General features: G+C 73.8%; 16 protein-coding genes and 1 tRNA gene. 8 read left to right on the top strand and 9 right to left on the bottom strand.

Features of this window, described 5'->3' with window-relative positions; all coding sequences use genetic code 11:
• Window positions 1-117 precede the first annotated feature (117 nt).
• Window positions 118-2,181: a phosphocholine-specific phospholipase C gene (locus ACZ60J_RS28345; RefSeq protein ID WP_469686106.1), complete on the top strand. Its 2,064-nt coding sequence runs from the start codon at window positions 118-120 to the stop codon at window positions 2,179-2,181.
• Here the strand turns inward: ACZ60J_RS28345 and ACZ60J_RS28350 are convergent.
• A complete protein-coding gene (locus ACZ60J_RS28350) occupies window positions 2,168-2,878 on the bottom strand; it encodes a hypothetical protein (protein ID WP_469686108.1) in 711 nt (236 codons plus the stop codon). The genes ACZ60J_RS28345 and ACZ60J_RS28350 overlap by 14 nt on opposite strands.
• A gap of 72 nt (window positions 2,879-2,950) precedes the next feature.
• Here ACZ60J_RS28350 and ACZ60J_RS28355 point away from each other — a divergent pair, with 72 nt between their 5' ends.
• Entirely contained in the window at window positions 2,951-3,706 is a 756-nt protein-coding gene (locus ACZ60J_RS28355; protein ID WP_469686110.1) for an alpha/beta fold hydrolase, read from the top strand.
• Between the two features lie 58 nt (window positions 3,707-3,764).
• Here ACZ60J_RS28355 and ACZ60J_RS28360 read toward each other — a convergent pair whose 3' ends face one another.
• From ACZ60J_RS28360 to ACZ60J_RS28370, 3 genes are all read right to left on the bottom strand, one after another.
• The gene (locus tag ACZ60J_RS28360) at window positions 3,765-4,532 is read right to left on the bottom strand and encodes a rhamnogalacturonan acetylesterase (protein WP_469686112.1); all 768 of its coding nucleotides are present in this window, start codon (window positions 4,530-4,532) and stop codon (window positions 3,765-3,767) included.
• A 226-nt stretch (window positions 4,533-4,758) separates the two neighbouring features.
• Complete coding sequence (locus tag ACZ60J_RS28365) at window positions 4,759-5,880, bottom strand: alpha/beta hydrolase (protein WP_469686113.1); 1,122 nt, start codon at window positions 5,878-5,880, stop codon at window positions 4,759-4,761.
• Window positions 5,881-6,005: 125 nt separating this feature from the next.
• Window positions 6,006-6,078: transfer RNA gene (locus ACZ60J_RS28370), tRNA-His, on the bottom strand.
• A gap of 181 nt (window positions 6,079-6,259) precedes the next feature.
• Between ACZ60J_RS28370 and ACZ60J_RS28375 the strand changes: the two genes are divergently transcribed.
• The 3 genes from ACZ60J_RS28375 to ACZ60J_RS28385 all read left to right on the top strand — a co-directional run bounded on the left by ACZ60J_RS28375 (window position 6,260) and on the right by ACZ60J_RS28385 (window position 10,281).
• Window positions 6,260-7,426, top strand: a complete 1,167-nt coding sequence (locus ACZ60J_RS28375; RefSeq protein ID WP_469686114.1) for a heparan-alpha-glucosaminide N-acetyltransferase domain-containing protein — start codon at window positions 6,260-6,262, stop codon at window positions 7,424-7,426.
• A gap of 188 nt (window positions 7,427-7,614) precedes the next feature.
• The gene (locus tag ACZ60J_RS28380; RefSeq protein WP_469686116.1) at window positions 7,615-8,736 is read left to right on the top strand and encodes a M24 family metallopeptidase; all 1,122 of its coding nucleotides are present in this window, start codon (window positions 7,615-7,617) and stop codon (window positions 8,734-8,736) included.
• Between the two features lie 93 nt (window positions 8,737-8,829).
• Window positions 8,830-10,281 (top strand): hypothetical protein, encoded by a 1,452-nt coding sequence (locus ACZ60J_RS28385; protein WP_469686118.1) that lies wholly within the window; start codon window positions 8,830-8,832, stop codon window positions 10,279-10,281.
• Between the two features lie 25 nt (window positions 10,282-10,306).
• Here ACZ60J_RS28385 and ACZ60J_RS28390 read toward each other — a convergent pair whose 3' ends face one another.
• Together ACZ60J_RS28390 and treZ are read right to left on the bottom strand one after the other, a co-directional pair.
• Window positions 10,307-11,086, bottom strand: a complete 780-nt coding sequence (locus ACZ60J_RS28390) for a class I SAM-dependent methyltransferase (protein WP_469686119.1) — start codon at window positions 11,084-11,086, stop codon at window positions 10,307-10,309.
• Between the two features lie 41 nt (window positions 11,087-11,127).
• A complete protein-coding gene (gene treZ / locus ACZ60J_RS28395) occupies window positions 11,128-13,050 on the bottom strand; it encodes a malto-oligosyltrehalose trehalohydrolase (RefSeq protein ID WP_469686120.1) in 1,923 nt (640 codons plus the stop codon).
• A 112-nt stretch (window positions 13,051-13,162) separates the two neighbouring features.
• Here treZ and ACZ60J_RS28400 point away from each other — a divergent pair, with 112 nt between their 5' ends.
• Both ACZ60J_RS28400 and ACZ60J_RS28405 read left to right on the top strand, forming a co-directional pair.
• Window positions 13,163-13,726 (top strand): FHA domain-containing protein, encoded by a 564-nt coding sequence (locus ACZ60J_RS28400; RefSeq protein WP_469686121.1) that lies wholly within the window; start codon window positions 13,163-13,165, stop codon window positions 13,724-13,726.
• Window positions 13,727-13,842: 116 nt separating this feature from the next.
• Window positions 13,843-14,313, top strand: coding sequence for a GNAT family N-acetyltransferase (locus ACZ60J_RS28405; RefSeq protein ID WP_469686122.1), 471 nt, complete (start codon window positions 13,843-13,845; stop codon window positions 14,311-14,313).
• Window positions 14,314-14,366: 53 nt separating this feature from the next.
• Here ACZ60J_RS28405 and ACZ60J_RS28410 read toward each other — a convergent pair whose 3' ends face one another.
• Both ACZ60J_RS28410 and treY read right to left on the bottom strand, forming a co-directional pair.
• Window positions 14,367-15,740, bottom strand: coding sequence for a M14 family zinc carboxypeptidase (locus ACZ60J_RS28410; protein ID WP_469686124.1), 1,374 nt, complete (start codon window positions 15,738-15,740; stop codon window positions 14,367-14,369).
• A 91-nt stretch (window positions 15,741-15,831) separates the two neighbouring features.
• Window positions 15,832-18,168 (bottom strand): malto-oligosyltrehalose synthase, encoded by a 2,337-nt coding sequence (gene treY, locus ACZ60J_RS28415; RefSeq protein ID WP_469686126.1) that lies wholly within the window; start codon window positions 18,166-18,168, stop codon window positions 15,832-15,834.
• An 82-nt stretch (window positions 18,169-18,250) separates the two neighbouring features.
• Here treY and ACZ60J_RS28420 point away from each other — a divergent pair, with 82 nt between their 5' ends.
• Window positions 18,251-19,531 (top strand): MFS transporter, encoded by a 1,281-nt coding sequence (locus tag ACZ60J_RS28420; RefSeq protein WP_469686128.1) that lies wholly within the window; start codon window positions 18,251-18,253, stop codon window positions 19,529-19,531.
• Here the strand turns inward: ACZ60J_RS28420 and glgX are convergent.
• Window positions 19,516-21,630, bottom strand: a complete 2,115-nt coding sequence (gene glgX, locus ACZ60J_RS28425) for a glycogen debranching protein GlgX (protein WP_469686130.1) — start codon at window positions 21,628-21,630, stop codon at window positions 19,516-19,518. The two genes, ACZ60J_RS28420 and glgX, sit on opposite strands and share 16 nt — an antisense overlap.
• Window positions 21,631-21,933: the final 303 nt, after the last annotated feature.

Genomic DNA, 21,933 nt, shown 5'->3' on the forward strand with positions numbered 1-21,933 from the left:
TCCAGGTGTACGGCTCACTGTCATCACAGCAATGCCGACCGGTACCCCGGGGCAGTTGTCCTTGGGGCGCCCAGTGACATCCCCCCGCACCCGTCTCACCCTCAGAGGTCGCTCTCCATGACTGAATTGAATCGGCGCAGGTTCCTGCAGATCGCCGGTGGCGCAGCCGCCGTCACGATGCTGAACGACAGCATCGCGCGGGCCGCCGCGATCACGGCCCAGGGCAGTACCGGCACGATCCAGGACATCGAGCACATCGTCGTCCTCATGCAGGAGAACCGTTCCTTCGACCACTACTTCGGTGCGATGAAGGGGGTCCGCGGGTTCGGGGACCCGCGACCGGTCATCCAGGACAACGGCAAGTCCGTCTTTTACCAGTCCAACGGCACGAAGGACATCCTGCCGTTCAACCCCCAGATCAACGACCTGGGCATGCAGTTCCTGACGGGGCTGGACCACGACTGGGCGGGCGGCCACCAGGCCTACAACAACGGCAAGTACGACAAGTGGGTCCCGGCCAAGACGGCCACGACCATGGCGTACATGACCCGGAACGACATCCCGTTCCACTACGCGCTCGCCGACGCCTTCACGGTGTGCGACGCCTACCACTGCTCCTTCATCGGCGCCACCGACCCCAACCGCTACTACATGTGGACGGGTTACACGGGCAACGACGGCGTGGGCGGCGGCCCGGTCCTCGGCAACCAGGAAGCCGGCTACGGCTGGAAGACCTACCCCGAGCGCCTGGAGGCGGCCGGAGTCTCCTGGAAGGTGTACCAGGACATCGGCGACGGCCTGAACGCCGCCGGATCCTGGGGCTGGATCAACGACGCCTTCCGCGGCAACTACGGCGACAACTCGCTGCTGTACTTCAACAGTTACCGCAACGCCCAGCCGGGCAGCGCCCTGTACGAGAAGGCCCGTACGGGCACCAACGTCAAGGCGGGCGGCACCTACTTCGACAAGCTGCGCGCGGACGTCGTGAACGGCACGCTCCCGCAGGTCTCCTGGATCGCCGCCCCCGAGGCGTTCAGCGAGCACGCCAACTGGCCGACGAACTTCGGCGCCTGGTACATCTCGCAGGTCCTGGACTCGCTGACCGCGAACCCCGACGTGTGGGCGAAGACGGCCCTGTTCATCACCTACGACGAGAACGACGGCTTCTTCGACCACGTCGTCCCGCCGTACCCGCCCGCCTCCTCCGCCTGGGGCCTGTCCACGGCGAGCGTCACCGGCGACCTGTACGCCGGGGGAGTCTCCGGCTACGCCGCCGGAGCGTACGGCCTCGGCCCCCGCGTCCCGATGATCGTGGTCTCCCCGTGGAGCAAGGGCGGCTACGTCTGCTCCGAGACCTTCGACCACACCTCGGTGATCCGCTTCATGGAGAAGCGCTTCGGCGTGCAGGAGCCCAACATCTCCCCGTGGCGCCGCGCGGTCTGCGGAGACCTGACCTCGGCGTTCGACTTCACCCGGGCGGACTCCGCGCCCGCCGCGCTGCCGTCCACGGCCGCGTACGTACCGCCGGACAAGAACCGCCACTCGTCCTACAACCCGACCCCGCCGGCGACGGGCACCCTGCCCAAGCAGGAGGCGGGTGCCAAGCCGACGCGCGCCCTGGGCTACGCCCCGTACGTGGACGGCAAGGCCACGGTCTCCACGGGCAAGTTCACGCTGACCTTCTCCTCGGGCCCCACCCTCGGTGCCCACTTCCACAGCACTTCGGGCAACCGCACGGACGGCCCGTGGCCCTACACGGTCGAGGCGGGCAAGACCCTGTCGGACACCTGGAGCACGAGCAGCTCCACCGGCAACCAGATCAACCTCACGGTCTGGGGCCCCAACGGCTTCCTGCGCACCTGGAAGGGCCCGGCGAAGAAGGCCGGCCCCGAGGTCACGGCCCGCCACGACAAGGCCACCGGCAACCTGGTGCTGTCCCTGACCAACGGGGGCACGGCGGCCGTCAACCTGACCGTCACCAACGCCTACGGCGGCACGGCCCAGGTGATCCGCGTCGCCGCGGGCGCCACCGTCGCGCACACGGTGATCCTGTCCGCCACGGCCCGCTGGTACGACGTCACGGTCGTCTCGGACGCGGACGCCACCTTCCTGCGCCGCTTCGCCGGCCACGTGGAAACGGGCGCCGCCGGCGTCTCCGACCCGGCGATCAAGACCGTCTGACGCGGTCCTCCGGCATACGCAGCAGCCGCCGTTCCAGCACCGGGAGGTCGCGGGGACGGTGGCTGCGGGCGTGCCGGAGCAGCAGGTTCCGGGCGGTGTCCGGGACCCGGCGCCGCTTGGGGTGCCGGGTGGTGAACTCCTCGCTCGCGAAGAACCGCACGGCGCCCTCCAGGCCCGACCGGTCCGTCTCCCGCACCGCCCAGGCCAGCTCCTCCGTCGCAGCTCCCGCCAGCAGTCGCCCGGGTCCCCGTTCGGCGAGCAGCCACGCGGCGTCGCGGGGCTCTGCGCGTACGGCGCCCAGCCAGCCGAACACCACGCCCAGCGGTACCCCGCGCGGCAGGTCGGGCTCCTGCGCGCCCCCGGCCAGCGCAGCGGCGTACTCGCGCAGACCCTCGGGCGCGGCCGACACCCACCGCGCGCGGTGGCGGGCAGGGATCCCCTCGGGGGAGAGCGGGTCGAGCAGACGCAGCGACTCGGGGGTGGCGGGACGCGGGTCCCATCCCTCGTGGCACATGCACTCGAACGTTCCGGCACCGGCGAAATCGGTGTGCCGTTCGGGCGGCCGCGCGGCGCGCACCTCGACGATCTCCGCCGGGTCGCTGATCTCGTAGCTCCGGGGATGGTGCGGGTGCCGCGGCCCGCCGCTCGGCGAGAAGTCCCCCATACGCAGCGGCTCGGCGTCAGGTATCGGTTTCACGGTGTGATGGTAGGCGCGGTGGGCATGACGTACGGCGGCACCTGTTTCCGCCCCGTCACCGAGGGAGAACGCATGGCCATCGCCCACCGCAGGATCGGCACCGGCCCCGTCCGCGTCATCGTGCTGCACGACTGGTTCGGAACGTCCGCCCACTGGGGCTCCGTACTGGACTACCTGGACCCGGGGGAGTTCTCGTACGCCTTCCTCGACTACCGCGGCTACGGCGACCGCCGGGACGTCCCCGGCCGCTACGCGCTCCCCGAGATCGCCGACGACGTCCTCGCGCTCGCCGACGAGCTCGGCTGGGACACCTTCTCCCTCCTCGGCCACTCCATGGGCGGCAAGGCCATGCAGCAGGTCCTCGTGCGCGCCCCCGAACGCGTCGAGAAGCTGATCGGCATCAACCCGGTCCCCGCCGGCCCCTACGAGATGGACGACGCCACCCACGACCTCTTCTACGGGGCCGCCGGCAGCGCGGAGAACCGGCGCGCCATCCTCGACATCGTCACCGGCCGCCGCGCGAGCCCGTACTGGCTGGAGCGGATGGTCGAGCACTCGCTCGCCGGGTCCCGGCCGGAGGCCTTCGCCGGGTACCTCGCGAGCTGGCAGCCGCTCGACCTGTCCGCCGCCGTGAAGGGCAGCACCGTCCCGGTGCTCGTCCTCGTCGGCGCGTACGACCTCGCGCTCACCGCCGACTTCATGCGGGCCACCTGGCAGGTCTCGTACCCGAACTGCCGCATCCAGCCGCTGCCCGGCGCCGGCCACTACCCGCCGCACGAGGCCCCGGTGGCCCTCGCCACCGAGGTGGAGGCCTTCCTGCGCGCCTAGGCCGTCTCTTTCGGATCTTGAGAGACGGCCTGGGCCGTCTCTTTCGGATCCTGCCGGATCAGCGGCGTACTTCCGCGACCCGCTCCTTGGTCTGCTGGTCGAAGACGTCGTCGGGGAGGAACTCGACGGCCTGCTCCGGATCGAACTGTGCCTGGAGGTTGCGGAAGTGCGAGGGCGGCAGCAGCGCGCGGTTCTGCATCTCCGCCGCGATGAACCGGGAGCACTCCACGCCGCCGTGGGCGCGCAGGTGGGTGTTGTCCGCCACGCCCTTGGGGTAGTTGGGGTGCTCGCCCGGCTCCAGGTAGAGGAACAGTGCCTTGGTCCCGTCGGGGCCGGCGTGCCGCCACCAGGCGACGCTCCACTCGTTCAGGTCGATGAGCGGCACCGAGAGCTGCGTCGCGACCTCGCGCATGGCGGCCGGGTACTGCCCCAGGGGGCGGCGCATGTTGCCGTACTTGTCGAAGACCCGGCGCTCGTGGCTGGTGATGAGGACCGGGTGCATGCCCCGGTCCCGCGCCGCGTTCACGTACTGGCGCAGGAAGCCCTGGTACTCCTTGAACGGCTCGGTGAAGCGGCCGTCGCCGGGCTTCATGTCGATGAGGCCGAAGGAGATGAGCATGAGGTCGCCGGGAGCGCCGTTCTCCAGGATCCAGGCGAGCCGCCCGCGCTCCAGGAAACTGCGGGTGCTCGCTCCTGCGCGCGCGCAGTTGATCACCTCGGCGCCCTGGACGAACAGCTGCAGGGTCTGGCCCCATCCCACCATCGGGGCCATGCTGGCCTGCCGGCTCGTCACGCTGGAGTCGCCCGCGAGGAAGATTCTCGTCATGCTTCGTGTACTTCCCATCAGAACGTGCCGGGGCTCCGTGCCCCGACGATGACCCGGCAGGCGGGGCGTGTCCCCCACCCGGACGATCTCACCCGGCACCCGATTCCTGAACGCGTTCATCGGAATCCGTCTCAGGCTACATGTCCGCAGGCCGGAGCCTCAGCGGGGCCCGAGCGGAGCCTCGGCGGGGCCCGGGCGGAGCCTCGGCGGGGCCCGGGCGGAGCCTTCAGGGTGGACTCAGTCGTCCCACCAGCCACTCCAGGGCCGGCGGCACCTCGCGCGCCCAGGTCTCGTAGTTGTGACCGCCGCTCGCGAGCACGATCGAGGAGACCCGTGCGGGTGACCGTACCGCGTCGACGAACTCCATGGTCGCCGGGTACTGGTGCTCGCCCTTGCGGCTGCTCGCCACCAGCAGGGACACCGGCGGCTGGGGCAGGTTCCGCAGACGCCACAGCAGGTCCTCCTCCTGCCGGCGACCCGCGTCGCCGCCGAACAGGTCGCCGGTGTCCGCGTCCCGCACCGCCGCGTACGGGGCCGACAGCGCGGCCGCCGCCCGGTAGGCGTCCGGCGTGCGCAGGGCCAGCTTCAGGGCGCAGTAGCCGCCCACCGAATTGCCCATCGCGCCCCACCCCCGGGCGTCCGGCGTGAGGCCGTAGTGCGAGGACACCACCGCCCGCAGGTCCCGCGCGAAGAAGGTCTCCGCCTGCGGCCCGCCCGGCACGTCCACGCACTGGGTGTCCCTGGGCGGCGCCACCGTCGGCGTCATCAGGACCAGCACCGCCGGCCGCATCCGCCCCGCCCGCACCGCCTCCAGCGCGAGCTGCGGATACCGCAGCCGGTCGACCAGCACCCCCGGCGTGCTCGGGAACCCGCTCAGCGCCAGCACCACCGGGAACTCCGCCCGACGCCCGGCGGACGCGTGCACGTACTGCGGCGGCAGGTACACATACCCCTGCCCCGACAGCCCGCTGCGGGCCCCGCGCACGGTCACCGCCTCGATCCGGCCGATCACCGCGGGGTCGTCGGTGCCGGCGTGCCGCCAGGAGTGGGTTCCCCGCACCAGCAGCGCCGCCGCCGGGGCGTCCGCGCCGGCCGGTACCGGGTCCTCCCGGCGCAGGGAGAGCAGGTCGCGCCAGGAGCCGTAGAAGCCGTACGAGGAGTTCACCGCGAGCAGCAGCGCCGACCCGGCCGTCAGCGTGATCGCGAGCTGGAGCCCCACCCGCCCCAGCACCGGCCGGACCCCGGACCCCGCGAGCCGGGGCCACAGCCACACCGAAGCCCCGAACACCGCGGCCGCCACGAGGGCGGCGAGGAGCAGCGCCGGGGTGCCCCCGATGTCGCTTTTCATGCGTGTGATCCTGCCAGGACTCCGCCCGGCGGGCCCGGCCGGCCGCGATACGCGGCTCCCCTCGGAGGAACGAAAAAACCCGTGGGGGTTACGAGAAGAACTCGTAACCCCCACGGGATCAACAGGGTGAGTGACGGGACTTGAACCCGCGGCCACCTGGACCACAACCAGGTGCTCTACCAACTGAGCTACACCCACCACGAAGGGCGGCGGACCGCCCGTTCGATGTGCAAGCACAGCATAGCTGATCAGCGGGGTGCTCCCGCGACGCCTTTTCCGGCGGCCCGTCCGGCCGCCCCCGCAGGCACCCCACCGCAGGCAACCCTCGCAGACAACCCCCGCAGGCAACCCCGCGCCCCGGATCGCCATCCCTACCCGTATGGGACCAAACCGACTGACCGGCCTGGACGCCGCACGCGGCATCGCCGTCCTCGGCATGTTCGCCGTCCACGTCGGCCCGCCGCCCGCGCCCTCGGGCCCCGGCTGGCTGCTCGTCGCCGCCGACGGCCGGGCGCCCGCCGTCTTCACGCTCATCGCCGGGTTCTCCCTCGCGCTCGCCCGCTCCCGCGCCGCCGGACCACCGCCCCTGCGGGCCACCCTGACCCGCTGCGCGATCCTCGGCGCACTCGGCCTGTGCCTGGCCGCGCTCTCGCCCGGCATCCTCGTCATCCTGGCCTTCTACGCCGTCTACTTCCTGGCCGCCGAACCCTTCACCCGGCTGCGCACCCGCACCCTGGCGGCCGTCGCGGGCGCCTCGGTGGTGCTGGGCCCGGTCCTCTCCTACCTCCTGGGCCCGCCCCTCGGGCTGCGCACCGCGGGGCGCGGCGCCACACCCGTCCCCGCCGACCTGACGAGCTGGGCGGGGGCCGCGAGGATGCTGCGGGAGCTGCTGGTCTCGGGTGCGTACCCGCTGCTCACCTACTTCCCGTACATCCTGGCGGGCATGGCCCTCGGCCGCCTCGCCGACCTGCGCGGCAAGCGGTCGCTGCGCCTGCTGACCGGCTTCGGGGCGGCGGCCGCCGCGGCCGGCTACGGCGCCTCCTGGCTCGCCCTGGGGCCCGGCGGCCGGCGCGGACCGCTGCTGGAGGCCGTCGCACGGGAACACCCCTGGGCGGCGGCGGAGCCCGATCCGGTCGCCGCCGTCCTGGGGGAGCAGTTCGGCGCCGTCCCCAGCACCTCCTGGGACTGGCTGCTGATGGCCGGCCCCTACAGCCAGACCCCGCTGGAGACCCTCGGCAACTCCGGGGTCGGGGCGGCCCTCATAGGCCTCCTCGCGCTGGCCGCGCGCGCCCGCCGGGCGGCCGGGCTGCTCCGGCCGCTCGCCGCCGTCGGGGCGATGGCCCTGACGGTGTACGTGGTGCACGCGCTCGCGCTGGCGGTGTTCCTGCGCGGCTGGAGCGGCTGGGAGGCGCTGGCCGCGTTCTCGGGCGCCGCGGTACTCGGCTGCCTGGCCTGGGCCCATCTCCTCCGCGGCACGGAGCTGCGTCGCGGCCCACTGGAGTGGGCCCTGCGCGCGGTGACCCCGGCTGGGCGGGCGGCGGGCTGACGCCCGGGGCCGTGTCTGGCCCCGCCGGCGTTCGAGGCGATCTTCTCGGGTCCGGGCAGCGCCCGGGGAACGGTGGAAGGGCGGGTAGGGGACTTCGCCCCGCGCACCGGCACGCCCCACCGGCGGGCCGATGGGCTGTTCGGCGCGGCCCCCTGCCGTCGGAGGGTGGGGCGCGGGAGGATCGGGGCATGGACCATGACTCCGATCCCTTCACGGCCGCCGACTACGCCGCCCGGATGGCGGCCGCCGCGCAGGCCGCCGCCGATGCGGGGCTGGCCGGCCTGCTGGTCGCCCCCGGGCCCGACCTGGCCCACCTCACCGGGTACCGGCCCGTCGACACCGAGCGGATGACCCTGCTCGTCCTCGCCGCCGGGCAGGACCCCGTCCTCGTCGTCCCCGCCCTCGAAGCCCCCGACGCGGCGAAGTCCCCCGGAGCGGGAGCGCTGACCCTGCGGGACTGGGCCGACGGGAGGAACCCGTACGCCGTGACCTCACCGCTGCTCGACGTGAACGGCCGCTTCGGGGTCAGCGACAACGCCTGGGCCCTGCACCTCCTGGGCCTGCAGCGGGAGTTGCCGAGTACTTCGTACGTCTCGCTGACCGATGCGCTGCCGATGCTGCGCGCGGTGAAGGACGAGCGCGAGCTGGCCCGGCTCGCGGCGGCCGGCGAGGCGGCCGACGCCGCGTACGCGCAGATCCTGCACGTCCCCTTCGCCGGGCGGCGGGAGAGCGACGTCGCCGCCGACCTGGACGCATTGCTGCGCGTGCACGGCCACTCCCAGGTGGACTTCACCGTCGTCGGCTCCGGCCCGAACGGCGCCAACCCGCACCACGAGGCGGGCGACCGGGTCATCCAGCACGGGGACATGGTGGTCCTCGACTTCGGCGGCCTCAAGCACGGCTACGGCTCCGACATCTCCCGCACCGTGCATGTCGGCGAGCCCACGGAGGAGGAGCAGCGGGTCCACGACATCGTCCGCGAGGCCCAGTTGGCGGGCGTGGCGGCGGCCCGGCCGGGGGCCGCCTGCCAGGACGTGGACCGGGCGGCCCGCGCGGTGATCACCGAGTTCGGCTACGGCGAGCAGTTCATCCACCGCACGGGCCACGGCATCGGAGTCACCACGCACGAGCCGCCGTACATGGTGGAAGGGGAGGAGCGGCCCCTCGTGCCCGGCATGTGCTTCTCCGTGGAGCCGGGGATCTACCTCCCGGGCCGGTTCGGGGTCCGGATCGAGGACATCATCACGGTCACCGAGAACGGCTGCCGCAGCTTCAACAACGCTTCGCGCGAGCTGGCCCTCGTGCAGTAGCCGCGGCGGCGCCGGCCCGCCACCGCATGCCTGCCCCCACCCGATCCGGCCCATCTGCCGCCCCGTGCAACGACGTTGCTACAGTCCGCGATCATGGGGAGAACTACCTGGCTGACCAGGGCTTCTGGTGGGGGCGCGCTGCTGTTCGCAGTGCTGGCGACATGGACGCTGCTGCTGCGGGCGGGCATGTCCGTGTACCGGCCGGACGTGGCCGTGCTCGGGGCCGCGGCTCTGGTCCTGGGCGCCGTATGGGTGTGGTCGGGTTCCCGTCCGGTCCGTGTCGCGGCCCCCCGGCAGGTCGATCCCGCGCCGCCGCCCGCCCGGCTGCCGGTCGGGCCCCGGTGGATCCCCCTCGTCGCACCGTGGCTGTTGGGCGTGGCCGTGCTCCTCCCCGCCCTGGCCGTGGCCACCGAGCTGGCGATCCGGCCGGACGGCGCCGACCTCAGGCGCATCGCCGCGATCCAGCGGGCCGGCGCCGAAACCGCCGAAGGCACGGTCGTCGAAGTGCACCGGGTGGAGAAGGACGACCCGAAAGTCGCGCTGTTCAGCGGTGACGTGACGGTCGAGGTCCCGGTGCTCGCCCCGGACGGTCGCCGGGTCACCGGGCGGGTCGAGGTGCGCAACGGGCATTTCAACGAGATGCGGTCGAGCACGCGCAGCTCGCCCAGACCCAAGATCGTCCTGTACGCCCCCTCGGCACCCGAACTCGGCGGCGTGATCGACTACACCGGCCAGGTCGGCCGGTACGCGCGGACGGACTCCCTGCTGGCGTTCTCCTGGCCGCCCATGCTCACGGTGGCGGCCTTCCTTCCCGGCGGCCTCGTGCTGTTCGTCTGGGTGCTGCGCGTGACCGCGCACGCCCCGAAGGCGGACGCCGCCGTCCGCACCCTCCGCGAGGACGCGGCCGCCGGATCGGCCCTGCCGGCCGTCCGCGCGCGGATCACCTCGGCGCGGCGCGGCGACCACGTGTCGCTCGGAGACGTCGACGGCACCGTCCGCGTGACCTCGGACCACAAGCTGCGCCTCGCACTGGAGGACGGCTCCGAGGTGCCGGCCGCCCACCGCGGCGGCCCGCCCCACGCGCTCGCCCTGCTCGCGGCGACCCTGGGCGAACGGCCGGGCTGGCTGTGCGGCGCCCGCAACTGGCGCCTGATCAGGAACGACCAGCCGGTCGCCTTCGTCACCGACGAAGGCGAGGTGGCCTGGCTGGAGCTGGACCGCGCCGACTTCGAGCGGATCCTCGCCCCCGCCACCCCCGTACGGCCCGACCCGGACCGCAGCACCGTCCTCGCCCCCACCCCCGCCTCCGTGCTGCCGGGCGCCCACTGGCCCTGGCTCGGCGGCCTGCTGCTGTCCTACGCCTTCGTTGCTTGCGTCCTGCTGGTCCCGATGTCCTGGGGCGCCGCCCTGTCCGTGACCGCGGCCGCCGCGACCACGGCCGTCGCCGCGTTCGTCCTCCTGGCCCGCCGCCGGGAGGCGCTCACGGACACGCTGGGCGACTGGGAGGTCCACGAGACCCGCGACCCCGAACTGGGCCCGGTCTAAGGCGCGTCTTGCCGATCAGGCCGGCTCAGGACCCGGCGAGGACCAGGCGGTAGCCGTAGTCCATGCTCTCCCGCTCCAGCAGGTCGGCGTGGCGCCGCTGCCAGGCCCCCGACCGCAGGTCCTCGCGGAGCCGGGCGATCGCCGGTTCCACGACGGAGGCCGGCAGGCTCGCGAGGGTGGAGCTGGCGGCCCGGATCGCCGGGTCGAGGTAGGACTCGGGCCGGCGCCAGAAGGCGGCCCGGAACCCGTCGGTGAAATCGTGCGGGACGGGGAAGGGCAGCACGGTGTGCGCGTCCAGCGCCCCGGTCACCACGGACAGCGGGGTGAAGGCGGCGCGGTCCCGCTCACCGGCCTCCGGCAGGTACTCCTTGAAGAGCCACAGCTCGGTGCTGTGCGCCGGGTCCCAGGTGAAGACGGCCTGCCGCCGGGAGACCCGCCGCAGTTCGGCCAGCCCGCGCGCGGCGTCGGGCCAGTGGTGGACGGTCATCACGGCCATCCCGGCCTCGAACAGCCCGTCGGGGAAAGGCAGTTCCTCCGCGCCGGCTTTGAGTTTGCGGGTCCCCGGATGCTGGTCGAGCATGACCCGGGACGGGTCCACGGCCGTCACCTCGCGGTCCTGCGGCTCGTACGAACCGGTGCCCGCACCGACGTTGACCACGGTGCGGGCGTCCCCCAGGGCGTCCCTGATGAGCGCCGCCAGCCGGGGGTCGGGCCGCCGGATCCTGCTGTAACCCACCCCGATCCGGTCGTACTTGGCCGTGTGCCCGCTCCCGTTCGCGGGAGATGAATCGGATTCGGTCTTCATGGGCCGATCCCATCAGACGGCCCCGGCCGCCGCGAGCGGGTTTACGGGCCCAGCACCACCGCCGACTCGGCCGGTACGTGGACCCGGCCGTCGGGGTCGGGGTGGTCGACGGGTTGCCAGGCGGCCAGGACCCGGACCCCGTTGCGGCCGAGCGCGACGGTGACCGGCTCCCCGGAGAGGTTCACCACCACGCGGACGTCACCCCGGCGGAACGTCAGCCAGCGGCGTTCCTCGTCATGGGCGATCCGCAGCGCCGCCAGATCGGGATCGCGCAGGTCGGAGTGGGTCCGGCGGAGCCTGATCAGGGAGCGGTGCCAGTCCAGCAGGCGGGCGTGGGACGCGCGCCCCGGCTCGGCCCAGTCCAGGCAGGAGCGGTCCCGGGTCGCCGGATCCTGGGGGTCGGGGATCTCCTCCGCCTTCCAGCCGTGCGCCGCGAACTCCCGCCGCCGGCCCGCCCGTACGGCCTCGGCGAGCTCCTCGTCGGGATGGTCGGTGAAGTACTGCCACGGCGTGCCGGCGCCCCACTCCTCGCCCATGAACAGCATCGGCACGAACGGCCCGGTCAGCACCACCGTCGCCGCGCACGCCAGCAGCCCGGGGGAGAGGGAGGCCGCGAGCCGGTCGCCCAGCGCGCGGTTGCCGATCTGGTCGTGGGTCTGGGCGTAGCCGAGGAAGCGGTGCGCCGGGGTGCGGCCGCGGTCCACCGGGCGGCCGTGGTGGCGGCCGCGGAAGGAGGACCAGGTCCCGTCGTGGAAGAAGGCCCGGGTCATGGTCTTGGCGAGGGCTCCGAGCGGGGCCTCGGCGAAGTCCGCGTAGTAGGCCTGTGACTCGCCGGTCAGCGTGCAGTGCAGGGCGTGGTGGAAATCGTCGTTCCACTGCGCGTGCAGGCCCAGGCCCCCGGCGGCGCGCGGGTTCGTGGTGCGCGGATCGCAGCGGTCGGACTCCGCGATCAGGAACAGCGGCCGCCCGGTCTCGGCGGCCAGCGCGTCCACCGCCGCGGACAGCTCCTCCAGGAAGGTCAGCGCCCGCCCGTCGGCGAGCGCGTGCACCGCGTCCAGCCGCAGCCCGTCGATCCGGTAGTCGCGCAGCCAGGCGAGCGCGCTGCCCAGCAAGTACGCGCGCACCTCGTCGGAGCCGGGCGCGTCCAGGTTCACCGCCGCGCCCCAGGGCGTGTGGTGGCTCTCGGTGAAGTACGGGCCGAAGACGGGGAGGTGGTTGCCGGAGGGGCCGAGGTGGTTGTGGACCACGTCGAGGACGACGCCGAGCCCGGCGGCGTGCGCGGCCTCCACGAAGCGGACCAGCCCGGCCGGCCCCCCGTACGGCTCGTGCACCGCCCAGGGCGCGACCCCGTCGTACCCCCAGCCGTGCCGCCCGGGGAACGGGCAGACCGGCATCAGCTCGACGTGGGTGACGCCGAGGGCCGTGAGATGACCGAGGCGGGCCGCCGCCGAGTCGAAGGTGCCCTCGGGGGTGAAGGTGCCGACGTGCAGCTCGTACAGGACGGCGTCCTGGAGCGGCACCCGGGGGGAGGGGGCCGGCTCGGCCGGCGCGAGGGAGGCGAAGTCGACCACGGCCGAGAGCCCGTCGGGGCCGTCCGGCAGGCGCCGCCCGCGCGGATCCGGCCGGACGGGGTGGACGGGTCCCGCGAAGACGGCCCGCACGCCGGCGGCCGCGCCGTCCGAGTGGTGCCCGAGGAGCTCGGGGTGCCCGGGGTGGACCGGGTCGCGCGGATCGTCCTCGGGGTGGACCGGGAGGCTCGGATCGTCCGGACCGCTCCCGCTCCCGGGAGGCGCGGGAGCCTCCGGGGCGCCGCCCAGCTGGAACCCGTACCGGGAACCGTCGGCGGCCGGGGCCTCCACGACCCACCAGCCGGCGCGCTCCGGATCGGGAGCCATCGCGTACGCGGCCCCGTCGAGCCGCAGCGCGACCCGGTCTGTCAGCGGTGCCCACACCTCGAACTGCACGGACGGTCCCCTCGTCTGGCGGCGGTACCCCAACCTGCGTGTCCGGGCCATCATCCCCGGCTCGTCGCGGGAGTTCTGGACACTCTGCCCCCGACAGGCCGACAATCACCTGGTGACGTCGAGTTTCGAGTTCCCCGCTTTCCCCGCCCCGCGGCTCTCCGATGCCGAGCGCGACCGCGCCCTGGGCCAGCTCAGGGAGGGCGCCGCCGTCGGCAAGCTGTCGCACGACACCTTCCTGCGGCGCATGGAACTCGCCCTCGTCGCCCGCCGCTCCGAGGACCTCGCCGTGCTCACCGCGGACCTGGAGGGCCGGGAGGCCGGGGAGAGCCCGTGGACCCGCCGGCTGTTCGGCTGGGTGGGGCGGGTCTCGGCCGTGTCCGTGGGAGTACGGCGGGCCTGGGCAGCGGAGAAGCTGCCCGCGCTGCTCCTCCCGCACCCGGGCGCCGGACCGCTGCGGATCGGCCGCGACCCGGGCAACGGACTGCGGCTGAGCCACGAGACGGTCTCGCGGGCCCACGCGGAACTGAGCGTCCGGGACGGGGTCTGGGTGGTGCGGGACCTCGGCTCGACGAACGGGACCACGGTGAACGGGCGCCGCGTGACGGGCTCGGCGGTGGTGCGCGACGGGGACCAGATCGGCTTCGGACGGATGACCTTCAGGCTCTCGGGCGGCTGAGCCCCCGGGTGCCGGGTGCCGGGTGCCGCGGGCCGGGTGTCGCGGGCCGGATACCGCGTACCGCCTACCGGGACCCGGTTGCGCGGCGGGCGGCGTCCGTGCGGAGGATGGCACCCATGGAACACACGTCTGCCGCCCCCGTCGTACGGCCCGCGCGCCCCGAGGACCTGCCCCGCCTGGTCGAGCTCGTGCGCGAGCACATGGTGTACGAGAGGTCCGAGCCCCGCACGGCCGGTCTCGCCGAACGGCTCGGCGCGCAGCTGTTCGCCGACGGGGCCCGGCTGTGGGTGCTGCTGGCCGAGACCCCGCAGGGCGAGGTCGCCGGGTACGCCGCCTGCTCGGCCGAGTTCTCCTTCTGGGAGGCCCGCGACTACCTGCACATGGACTGCCTCTACCTGGCCGAGGAGGCCCGCGGACACGGCCTCGGGGCCGCCCTGATGGACGGCGTGGCCGCACTGGCCCGCACGCTCGGCCTCGGCCACGTCGAGTGGCAGACGCCCGACTGGAACGAGGGCGCGATCCGCTTCTACGACCGGCTCGGAGCCACCGGCAAACCGAAGCTCCGGTACGCCCTGCCGGTGGAGTAGGCCGCGCCCGCCACCCCCTCGCCTACCGGCCGACCACCCCCTCGCCCACCGGCCTACCGGCCCGCCGCCACGAGCCGGTCGTAGGCGGCCAGGACCACCCGGGACTGGTGCTCCACCTGGGTGGCCACCGGGACCCAGCGGGCCTGGAAGCGGTCCGCGAACTCCTCGCACCACCCCGTGACGAGCCGGTCCAGGGCCGGCGCCGCCGGCTGCCCCTGGGCGCGCAGCACCCGGAGCAGCATCGCTGCGGCGCGCAGCGAGAGCCGCCGGCCGAAGGCGTCGATGCTCCCGATGTACGCGGCGGTCGCCTCGGCGGGAGCTCCGGCTCCCGTCCACTCGGCGGTGATCCGGGGGATCAGCGCGAGCGTCCAGTCCACCGCGCGCAGCAGGGCCGCGGCGTCCGGATCCGTACCGCCGCCCGCGCCCTCCCGCAGGGCCGCCACCCGCGCGGCGTCGGCGGTGAGCCGACCGGCCAGGACGCGCAGGGCGGCCCGGGGGTCGGGGTGCGGGGCCGGGTCGTCCACCAGGTCCGAGGCCCACATGGGGACTTCGACGATCGCGGTGGTGCCGGCGTGGCGGTGGGCGTGGTACCAGGTGCTGAGCCGGGTGTCCTCGGGATGGAACGGCCCGTCGTCCGTGGTACCGGGCTCGGGCATCACGAAGATCCCCGCCCCCGGCGAGGGCCACCCCGAGGCGTCGGAGGCGCTGGTCTCGACGGGAATGTGCAGCTCGGCGGCCGATTTGCCGAAGGGTTCGGCGAGCCCGGGTATGTTCCGGGTCAGCTGCACCCAGGAGCCGCCGAGATCGGTGCCGTGCAGGGAGACCTGGAGGGCGGGCCGGAGCTCGTCGATGAGCCGGGTCAGCGCGAGGGTCTCGGGCGGCAGGCGGTCCGGGGGCAGTAAAGACGGCGCCCACTCCGGCTGTTCGGGGCCGGGCGGCCGGAAGAAGTTGCGGTGGTAGTCGAGCAGGGAGTACGGACGCGGCGTGCGGTGCAGGGCCGCGCCGTCGGGGTCGGCGCAGAGCAGGAAGTGCCAGGTGGTTCCGGCGGCGGGAGCGGGCGCGGCCACGGAGGCGGGGGCGGGGCCCGCTCCGGCGCCGGTGCGCGGTACCGCGCTGCCGGCCCCGGACTCGGCGTCGCCGGTGCTCGTGGCTTCGCGGATGAGCCCGCGGGCGAGCGCGAGGGCGGTGGCCCCGCCGACGGGCTCGTTGGCGTGGGCCCCGGCGACGACGAGCACGTTCGCCGCGCCCGGGGCGGTGGCCCCGGCGCCCTCCGCGGCGCCCACGGAGAGCAGCCACAGGGGCTCCCCGGCCCGGGACGCGCCGATCCGGCGGAGCCGGGCCAGGGAGGGGTGTTCATCGGCCAGGGCCCGCGCGGCCAGGGAGAGTTCGTGCGGGGTGGGGTAGCACATGTCACGGATCAGGGTCACAGACGGTCCCATTCCCGCCCGGCGCCCGCCCTAGTGCTGTGACCGGGAAGTTTGCCGATCGGTGCCGGGCCGGGAGCCTCGGCCGGGCGGGTCACGCCGGGTCGGCGGCCTCCCTGAGCAGGACCGCGACCGGAGAGGCACCGCCGAGGAGCGCGGCGAGCGGGACCCCGCCCTCGTACGGGGCTTCGTGCCCGCCCGCCCGGGGCCCGAGGAGCGGCTGCCGCCGCCAGCGCCCGGGCGGCAGGGGCAGGACGGTGTCGCGCCAGCCGCCGGCCCCGGCCAGCCGGTGCGACAGGCGGGTGGCCACCGCCACCAGACCGGCCGAACGGGCGAAGGCCACGCAGTGCTCCGCCGCCGGGCCACGGGCGGGCAGCGGTGCGTAGCCGGCGAACAGCCCGGGGCGGTCGCGGCGCAGCCGCAGCAGGGCGGTGGTGAGGGCGAGCTTCTCCTCCGCCGTGCCCGAGGGTGCGGCGCCCGCGTCCAGGCGGGCCAGGGCCTCCCGGGGGAAGACGGCGGGCCGCCGGTTGTCCGGGTCGACCAGGGCCCGGTACTCCGTCTCCGCGCCCTGGTAGACCTCCGGGACCCCGGGCATGGCCAGGTGCAGCAGCGCCGCGCCGAGCAGGTTGGCGCGGGCGGCCGCCGCCAGGGGCCCGGCCGGCTCGACCGCGTCCGCCGGGACGTACCCCGGGACCGTGGCCTCGTACGCGGGGTCCTGCTCGGTCCACGTGGTGTGCAGGGCGGCTTCGCGGACGGCCTTCAGCAGGGCCTGCGAGAGGCGGTCGCGGCGCACGGCGGGGGAGTCGCCGTCCCCGAGTCCGAAGGCCGTCTGCCAGGCCACCCAGGCGAGTTGGGGGTCGGCCCCGGCCGGCTCCGGTACGGACTCCGGGTCCTGCGAGAGCGCCGAGATCCGCGCCCGGACGTCCGCGCTGCGCTTCGTGTCGTGCGTGGTCAGCACCGTCCCGGCCCGGGGCCACAGCCTCGCCTGCTCGGCGCAGTACGCGTGGAACTCCGCCACCGTGACCGTCGGAGCCCCCGGATCCCCGCCCACCTCCGTGGCCGACAGCAGCGGGGCGTACCGGTAGAAGGCCCTGTCCTCCAGGGACTTGGCGCGCAGGGCGGCCGAGGTCTGGGCGAAGCGGGCCGCGAAGGCCGGGTCCCGCAGCAGCAGTTCGCGTACGCCCGCCACCGGGGCCCGGCCGGCCTCCGCGGCGGCCCGCTCCAGGGACTCCGGAGCGAGGTCCGGATCGCCGGGGTAGGGCCGGTAGACGGGGTAGGCGATCAGCAACTCGCGTACGGCAGAGGCCAGTTCCGGTCCGGCCAGCCGTTCCAGTGTAGCGAGCTCGGCGGCCAGGTCCCCGGTCAGGACCTCCCGGGCTCCCGCCGCGGCGGTCCGCTCCCACCGGGGCTGCCCGGTCGCCCCGCGGAACCGGGCGTCGAGCCGCGCGGCCCCGGCCGGGTCGGTCAGTACGCCGTCCACCCGGTACAGCGCGTCGTACCCGGTGGTGCCGGCCACCGGCCAGGCGGGAGCCAGCCGTTCCTCGCGGGCCAGGATCTTCTCGACCACCACCCAGCAGTGCCCGCCGACGGCGTCCCGCAGCCGCCGCAGGTATCCCCCGGGGTCGGCCAGGCCGTCCACGTGGTCGATCCGCAGCCCTTCGGCGACCCCGTCGCGGACCAGTTCCAGCACCTTGGCGTGCGTGGCGGCGAAGACCTCCGGGTCTTCGACGCGCACCCCGATCAGCTCCGAAATGGTGAAGAAGCGCCGGTAGTTGAGCCCGGTCCTGGCCTCCCGCCAGCACGCGGGCCGGTACCACTGGGCGGCGAGCAGGGCTGCCGGCTCCAGCCCGGCCGTGCCCTCCCGGAGCGGGAACTCCTGCTCCCCGATCCGCAGGACGCCCGCCCCTCCCGTCCCGACGACCTCGACGGAGCCCGGATCCAGCGGCTCCGCGAGCACGGGCAGCAGCAGCTGCCCCCCGCCCGCCTCCCAGTCGATGTCGAACCAGCGCGCGTACGGCGAGCCGGGTCCCTCCCTGGCCACCTCCCACAGGGGCCGGTTGAGGCGGAGCGGCGCGGGCAGCGCCATGTGGTTCGGCACGATGTCGAGCACCAGTGCGAGCCCGTGCGCGCGCGCCTCGGCGGCCAGGGCCCGCAGGCCGTCCTCCCCGCCCAGCTCCACCCGGACCCGGGTGTGGTCGGTGACGTCGTACCCGTGCGAGGAACCGGGCACGGCCTCCAGCACGGGGGACAGGTGCAGGTGGGACACCCCGAGCGAGGCGAGGTACGGCACGACGGCCCGCGCGTGCCCGAAGGTGAACTCGGGGCGCAGCTGGAGGCGGTAGGTCGACGCCGGGGTGACGGCCGGTGGTCCGTCGGGTTCCGGCCGGCTGAACTCGGGACTCGGGCGACCGGTGCGCGGGGGCAGGCTCATGAGAACGTACGTACCCAGGATGCGGGATTCCGTGCCATTACCCAATGCATCCGGGTGACTGCACCGGGTTAACGTTGCTCAAGTGTTTGGAACCGTCAACACCTATCGAAGAGTCATCGCCCTGACCGGGCCCCTACTGCCGCTCGTTTCCTTCCTCGCCCGACTGCCCGTCGCGATGTCGCAGTTCGGCAGCGTCCTCCTGGTCGCCGAGACCAGCGGATCCCTCGCCACCGCGGGCATAGTCGGCGGCACCCTCTCCGCCGGACAGGTGGTCTTCGGACCGGTCCTGGGCCGGCTCGCCGACCGCCACGGGCAGCGGTCCGTCGTCCTCGCCGCCGCCGCGGTCAACGCGGTGGCGACCGCCGCCCTGGTGACCGGGGCGCTCGCCGACCTCGCCACCGTCCCGCTCGCCGCGATCGGCTTCGTCACCGGGGCCTCCGTCCCGCTGATCGGGCCGCTCGCCCGTACCCGCTCCGTGGCGCTGGCGCACCGCGCCAAGTCCGACGAGAGCGTCGTGGGCGCCATCCACTCCCTCGAAGGCACCCTGGACGAGGTCTCCTTCGTCTTCGGACCCGCCCTCGTGGGCCTGGCCACCCTCGCCCTGCACCCGGCCGTCGCCCTCGGCGGCGCGGCCGCCCTCGTCGCCGTCTTCGGCACCCTCTACGCTCTGCATCCGACCGCCGCCGTCACGGCCGGAGCGCCCGCGGGAGAGCGCCGCGAGAAGGACCGCTCCCGGGTCCGCCCGCCGCGCGTGGTCTTCGCGGTACGCGGCTCCCTCGCCCTCCAGGGCGCCATGTTCGGCGCCTGCCAGGCCGGAATCGCCGCCCTCACCGCGCAGTTGGGCGTCCCCGGCCAGGCCGGCATCGTGTACGCGGCCATGGGAGTCGTCAGCGCCGCCGTCGGGCTCGCGCTCGGTGCGCTGCCCGCCCGCTTCGGACTGCGGCTGCGCTGGAGGTGGGCCACCGCCGCCGCGCTCGTGCTCTCCGTACCGCTGCTCTTCACGGAGACCCTGTGGCCGCTGTACGCGGTCGTCACCGTGCTCGGAGCCGCCTACGCCCCGCACCTGATCACCGCCTTCGCCATCACCGAGCGGGCGGTGAGCCCGAGCCGGCTCGCCGAGTCGATGGCCTTCGCCGCCAGCTCCCTCGTCGCCGGCCAGGCCGCCTCGCTCGCCGTCTCCGGGCGGCTCGCCGAGGCGTACGGGCCCCCCGCCGCCTTCGCGGTGGCCGTGGGGGCGGCCGCCCTGTGTCTGGTCCTGGCCCTGGTCACCCGGGTGCCGTCGGCCCGGGCGCACGCCCCGGTGGTGGCCGGCGGCGCCCGCCCGGACGCCCTCCTGGAAGGCGCCGCCTACGCCGGGCGCTGAAGCACCACCAGACACCGTCCTGTCAGTGTCACCCGGTCCCCGGCCGCGTACTGCGGCCCGGTACCGGGTGCCAGCACCTCCGGCCGCGCCGTGTCCACGACCAGGCGCCACTGCGCCCCGTGCCCGGCCGGGATGGTGAAGTCCTGGGCCTCGGCGCCCGCGTTGAACATCAGCAGGAACGAGTCGTCGGTGATCCGCTCCCCGCGGGTGCCGGGCTCCGAGATGGCCTCCCCGTTCAGGAACACCGCCAGCGCCCGCGCGTGCTGCGCCTGCCAGTCGCGGGCCCTCATCTCCTCGCCGTGCGGGGTGAACCAGGCGATGTCCGAGAGCTCGTCGTGCGTCCCCTCCACCGGCCGGCCGTGGAAGAAGCGGCGCCGCCGGAACACCGGATGCTCCCGCCGCAGCCACACCATCCGCCGGGTGAACTCCAGCAGGGCGGGCGCCGGTTTGCCGGGCTCGGGCCAGTTCACCCACGACAGCTCGTTGTCCTGGCAGTAGGCGTTGTTGTTGCCGCCCTGGGTGCGGGCGAACTCGTCGCCGTGACTGATCATCGGCACGCCCTGGGACAGCATCAGCGTGGCGATGAAGTTGCGCATCTGGCGCTCGCGCAGCTCCCCGATCTCCGCATCCTCCGTCGGCCCCTCCACCCCGCAGTTCCAGGAGCGGTTGTGGGTCTCGCCGTCCCGATTGCCCTCGCGGTTGGCCTCGTTGTGCTTCTCGTTGTACGAGACCAGGTCGTTCAGGGTGAAACCGTCGTGGCAGGTGGTGAAGTTGATCGAGGCCAGCGGCCGTCGGCCGTCGTCCTGGTAGAGGTCGGAGGAGCCCGTCAGCCGGCCCGCGAACTCCGCGAGCGTACGCGGCTGCCCGCGCCACAGGTCCCGTACGGTGTCCCGGTACTTGCCGTTCCACTCGGTCCACAGCGGAGGGAAGTTGCCCACCTGGTAGCCGCCCTCGCCCAGGTCCCACGGCTCCGCGATCAGCTTGACCTGGCTGACCACCGGATCCTGCTGGACCAGGTCGAAGAACGAGGACAGCCGGTCCACCTCGTGGAACTGGCGGGCCAGCGTGGCCGCCAGGTCGAAGCGGAAGCCGTCCACGTGCATCTCGGTGACCCAGTAGCGCAGCGAGTCCATGATCAGCTGGAGCACGTGCGGGGAGCGCATCAGCAGCGAGTTCCCGGTGCCCGTGGTGTCCATGTAGTGCCGGGGATCGTCCGCGAGGCGGTAGTACGAGGCGTTGTCCAGCCCCCGGAAGGACAGCGTCGGCCCCAGGTGGTTGCCCTCGGCGGTGTGGTTGTAGACCACGTCGAGGATCACCTCGATGCCGGCCTCGTGCAGGGCCCGCACGGCCGACTTGAACTCCAGCACCTGCTGGCCGCGGTCGCCCGAGGCGTAGCCGTTGTGCGGGGCGAAGAAACCGATGGTGTTGTAGCCCCAGTAGTTGCTGAGCCCGTCGTCCACGAGGCGGTGGTCGTTGACGAACTGATGGACCGGCATCAGCTCCAGCGCCGTCACCCCGAGCTTGGTCAGGTGCCCGATGACCGCGGGGTGCGCGAGGGCGCCGTAGGTGCCGCGCAGCTCCTCGGGGAGATCGGGGTGACGCATGGTCAGGCCCTTGACGTGGGCCTCGTACAGCACCGTGTGGTGGTACTCGTGGCGCGGCGGCCGGTCGTTGGCCCAGTCGAAGTACGGGTTGACCACCACCGAACTCATACTCTTGGGGGCGGAGTCCAGATCGTTGCGGGAGTCGGGGCGGCCGAAGTGGTAGCCGTACACCTCCTCGCCCCAGTCGACGCTCCCCGCGACGGCCCGCGCGTACGGGTCCAGGAGCAGCTTCGCCGCGTTGCAGCGCCGGCCGCGCTCGGGCTCGTACGGCCCGTGGACCCGGAAGCCGTAGCGCTGACCGGGCATGATGCCCGGCAGGTAGGCGTGCCGGACGAACGCGTCGGTCTCGCGCAGTTCGATCGCGGTCTCCGAACCGTCGTCGTGCAGGAGACACAGTTCGATGCGTCGGGCGGCTTCCGAGTAGACCGCGAAATTGGTGCCGGCGCCGTCGTACGTGGCACCGAGCGGATACGCCTGTCCTGGCCAGACCTGCATAGAAAACGACTCTTCCCCTCTGCGTCGGGCTGATCCGGCGTGGACCACGTCACTGCCAGATCTTCCCCGAAAGAGGGCTTCCACGCGGGGACTTGGGAGGGTCCTACCGGGTGACCCGGAGAGCTGATAAGAGGTTCGCCGGACCATGGGAAGATCCGATCGTCGACAGAGCGGATAATGGGCCAACGGACGGACCGGGTACGGACCGTGAGCCCGCGTCGGGCCGCACGGGCACGCATCGGGCTGCAGGGGGCCGCACGCGCGGAGTACCCTTCCGTGATCACTGGAGACGGGCGTCCAGAC

It is taken from the genome of Streptomyces sp. NPDC104226 (assembly GCF_055584085.1).

Bases quoted from the DNA above. Each gene is read 5' to 3' on its own strand.
- ACZ60J_RS28355 (WP_469686110.1), top strand. From the start codon at position 2,951: ATGGCCATCGCCCACCGCAGGATCGGCACCGGCCCCGTCCGCGTCATC.
- ACZ60J_RS28380 (WP_469686116.1), top strand. From the start codon at position 7,615: ATGGACCATGACTCCGATCCCTTCACGGCCGCCGACTACGCCGCCCGG.
- ACZ60J_RS28360 (WP_469686112.1), bottom strand. From the start codon at position 4,532: ATGACGAGAATCTTCCTCGCGGGCGACTCCAGCGTGACGAGCCGGCAG.
- ACZ60J_RS28345 (WP_469686106.1), top strand. From the start codon at position 118: ATGACTGAATTGAATCGGCGCAGGTTCCTGCAGATCGCCGGTGGCGCA.
- treY (WP_469686126.1), bottom strand. From the start codon at position 18,168: ATGAGCCTGCCCCCGCGCACCGGTCGCCCGAGTCCCGAGTTCAGCCGG.
- ACZ60J_RS28375 (WP_469686114.1), top strand. From the start codon at position 6,260: ATGGGACCAAACCGACTGACCGGCCTGGACGCCGCACGCGGCATCGCC.
- ACZ60J_RS28385 (WP_469686118.1), top strand. From the start codon at position 8,830: ATGGGGAGAACTACCTGGCTGACCAGGGCTTCTGGTGGGGGCGCGCTG.
- ACZ60J_RS28405 (WP_469686122.1), top strand. From the start codon at position 13,843: ATGGAACACACGTCTGCCGCCCCCGTCGTACGGCCCGCGCGCCCCGAG.
- ACZ60J_RS28390 (WP_469686119.1), bottom strand. From the start codon at position 11,086: ATGAAGACCGAATCCGATTCATCTCCCGCGAACGGGAGCGGGCACACG.
- glgX (WP_469686130.1), bottom strand. From the start codon at position 21,630: ATGCAGGTCTGGCCAGGACAGGCGTATCCGCTCGGTGCCACGTACGAC.
- ACZ60J_RS28365 (WP_469686113.1), bottom strand. From the start codon at position 5,880: ATGAAAAGCGACATCGGGGGCACCCCGGCGCTGCTCCTCGCCGCCCTC.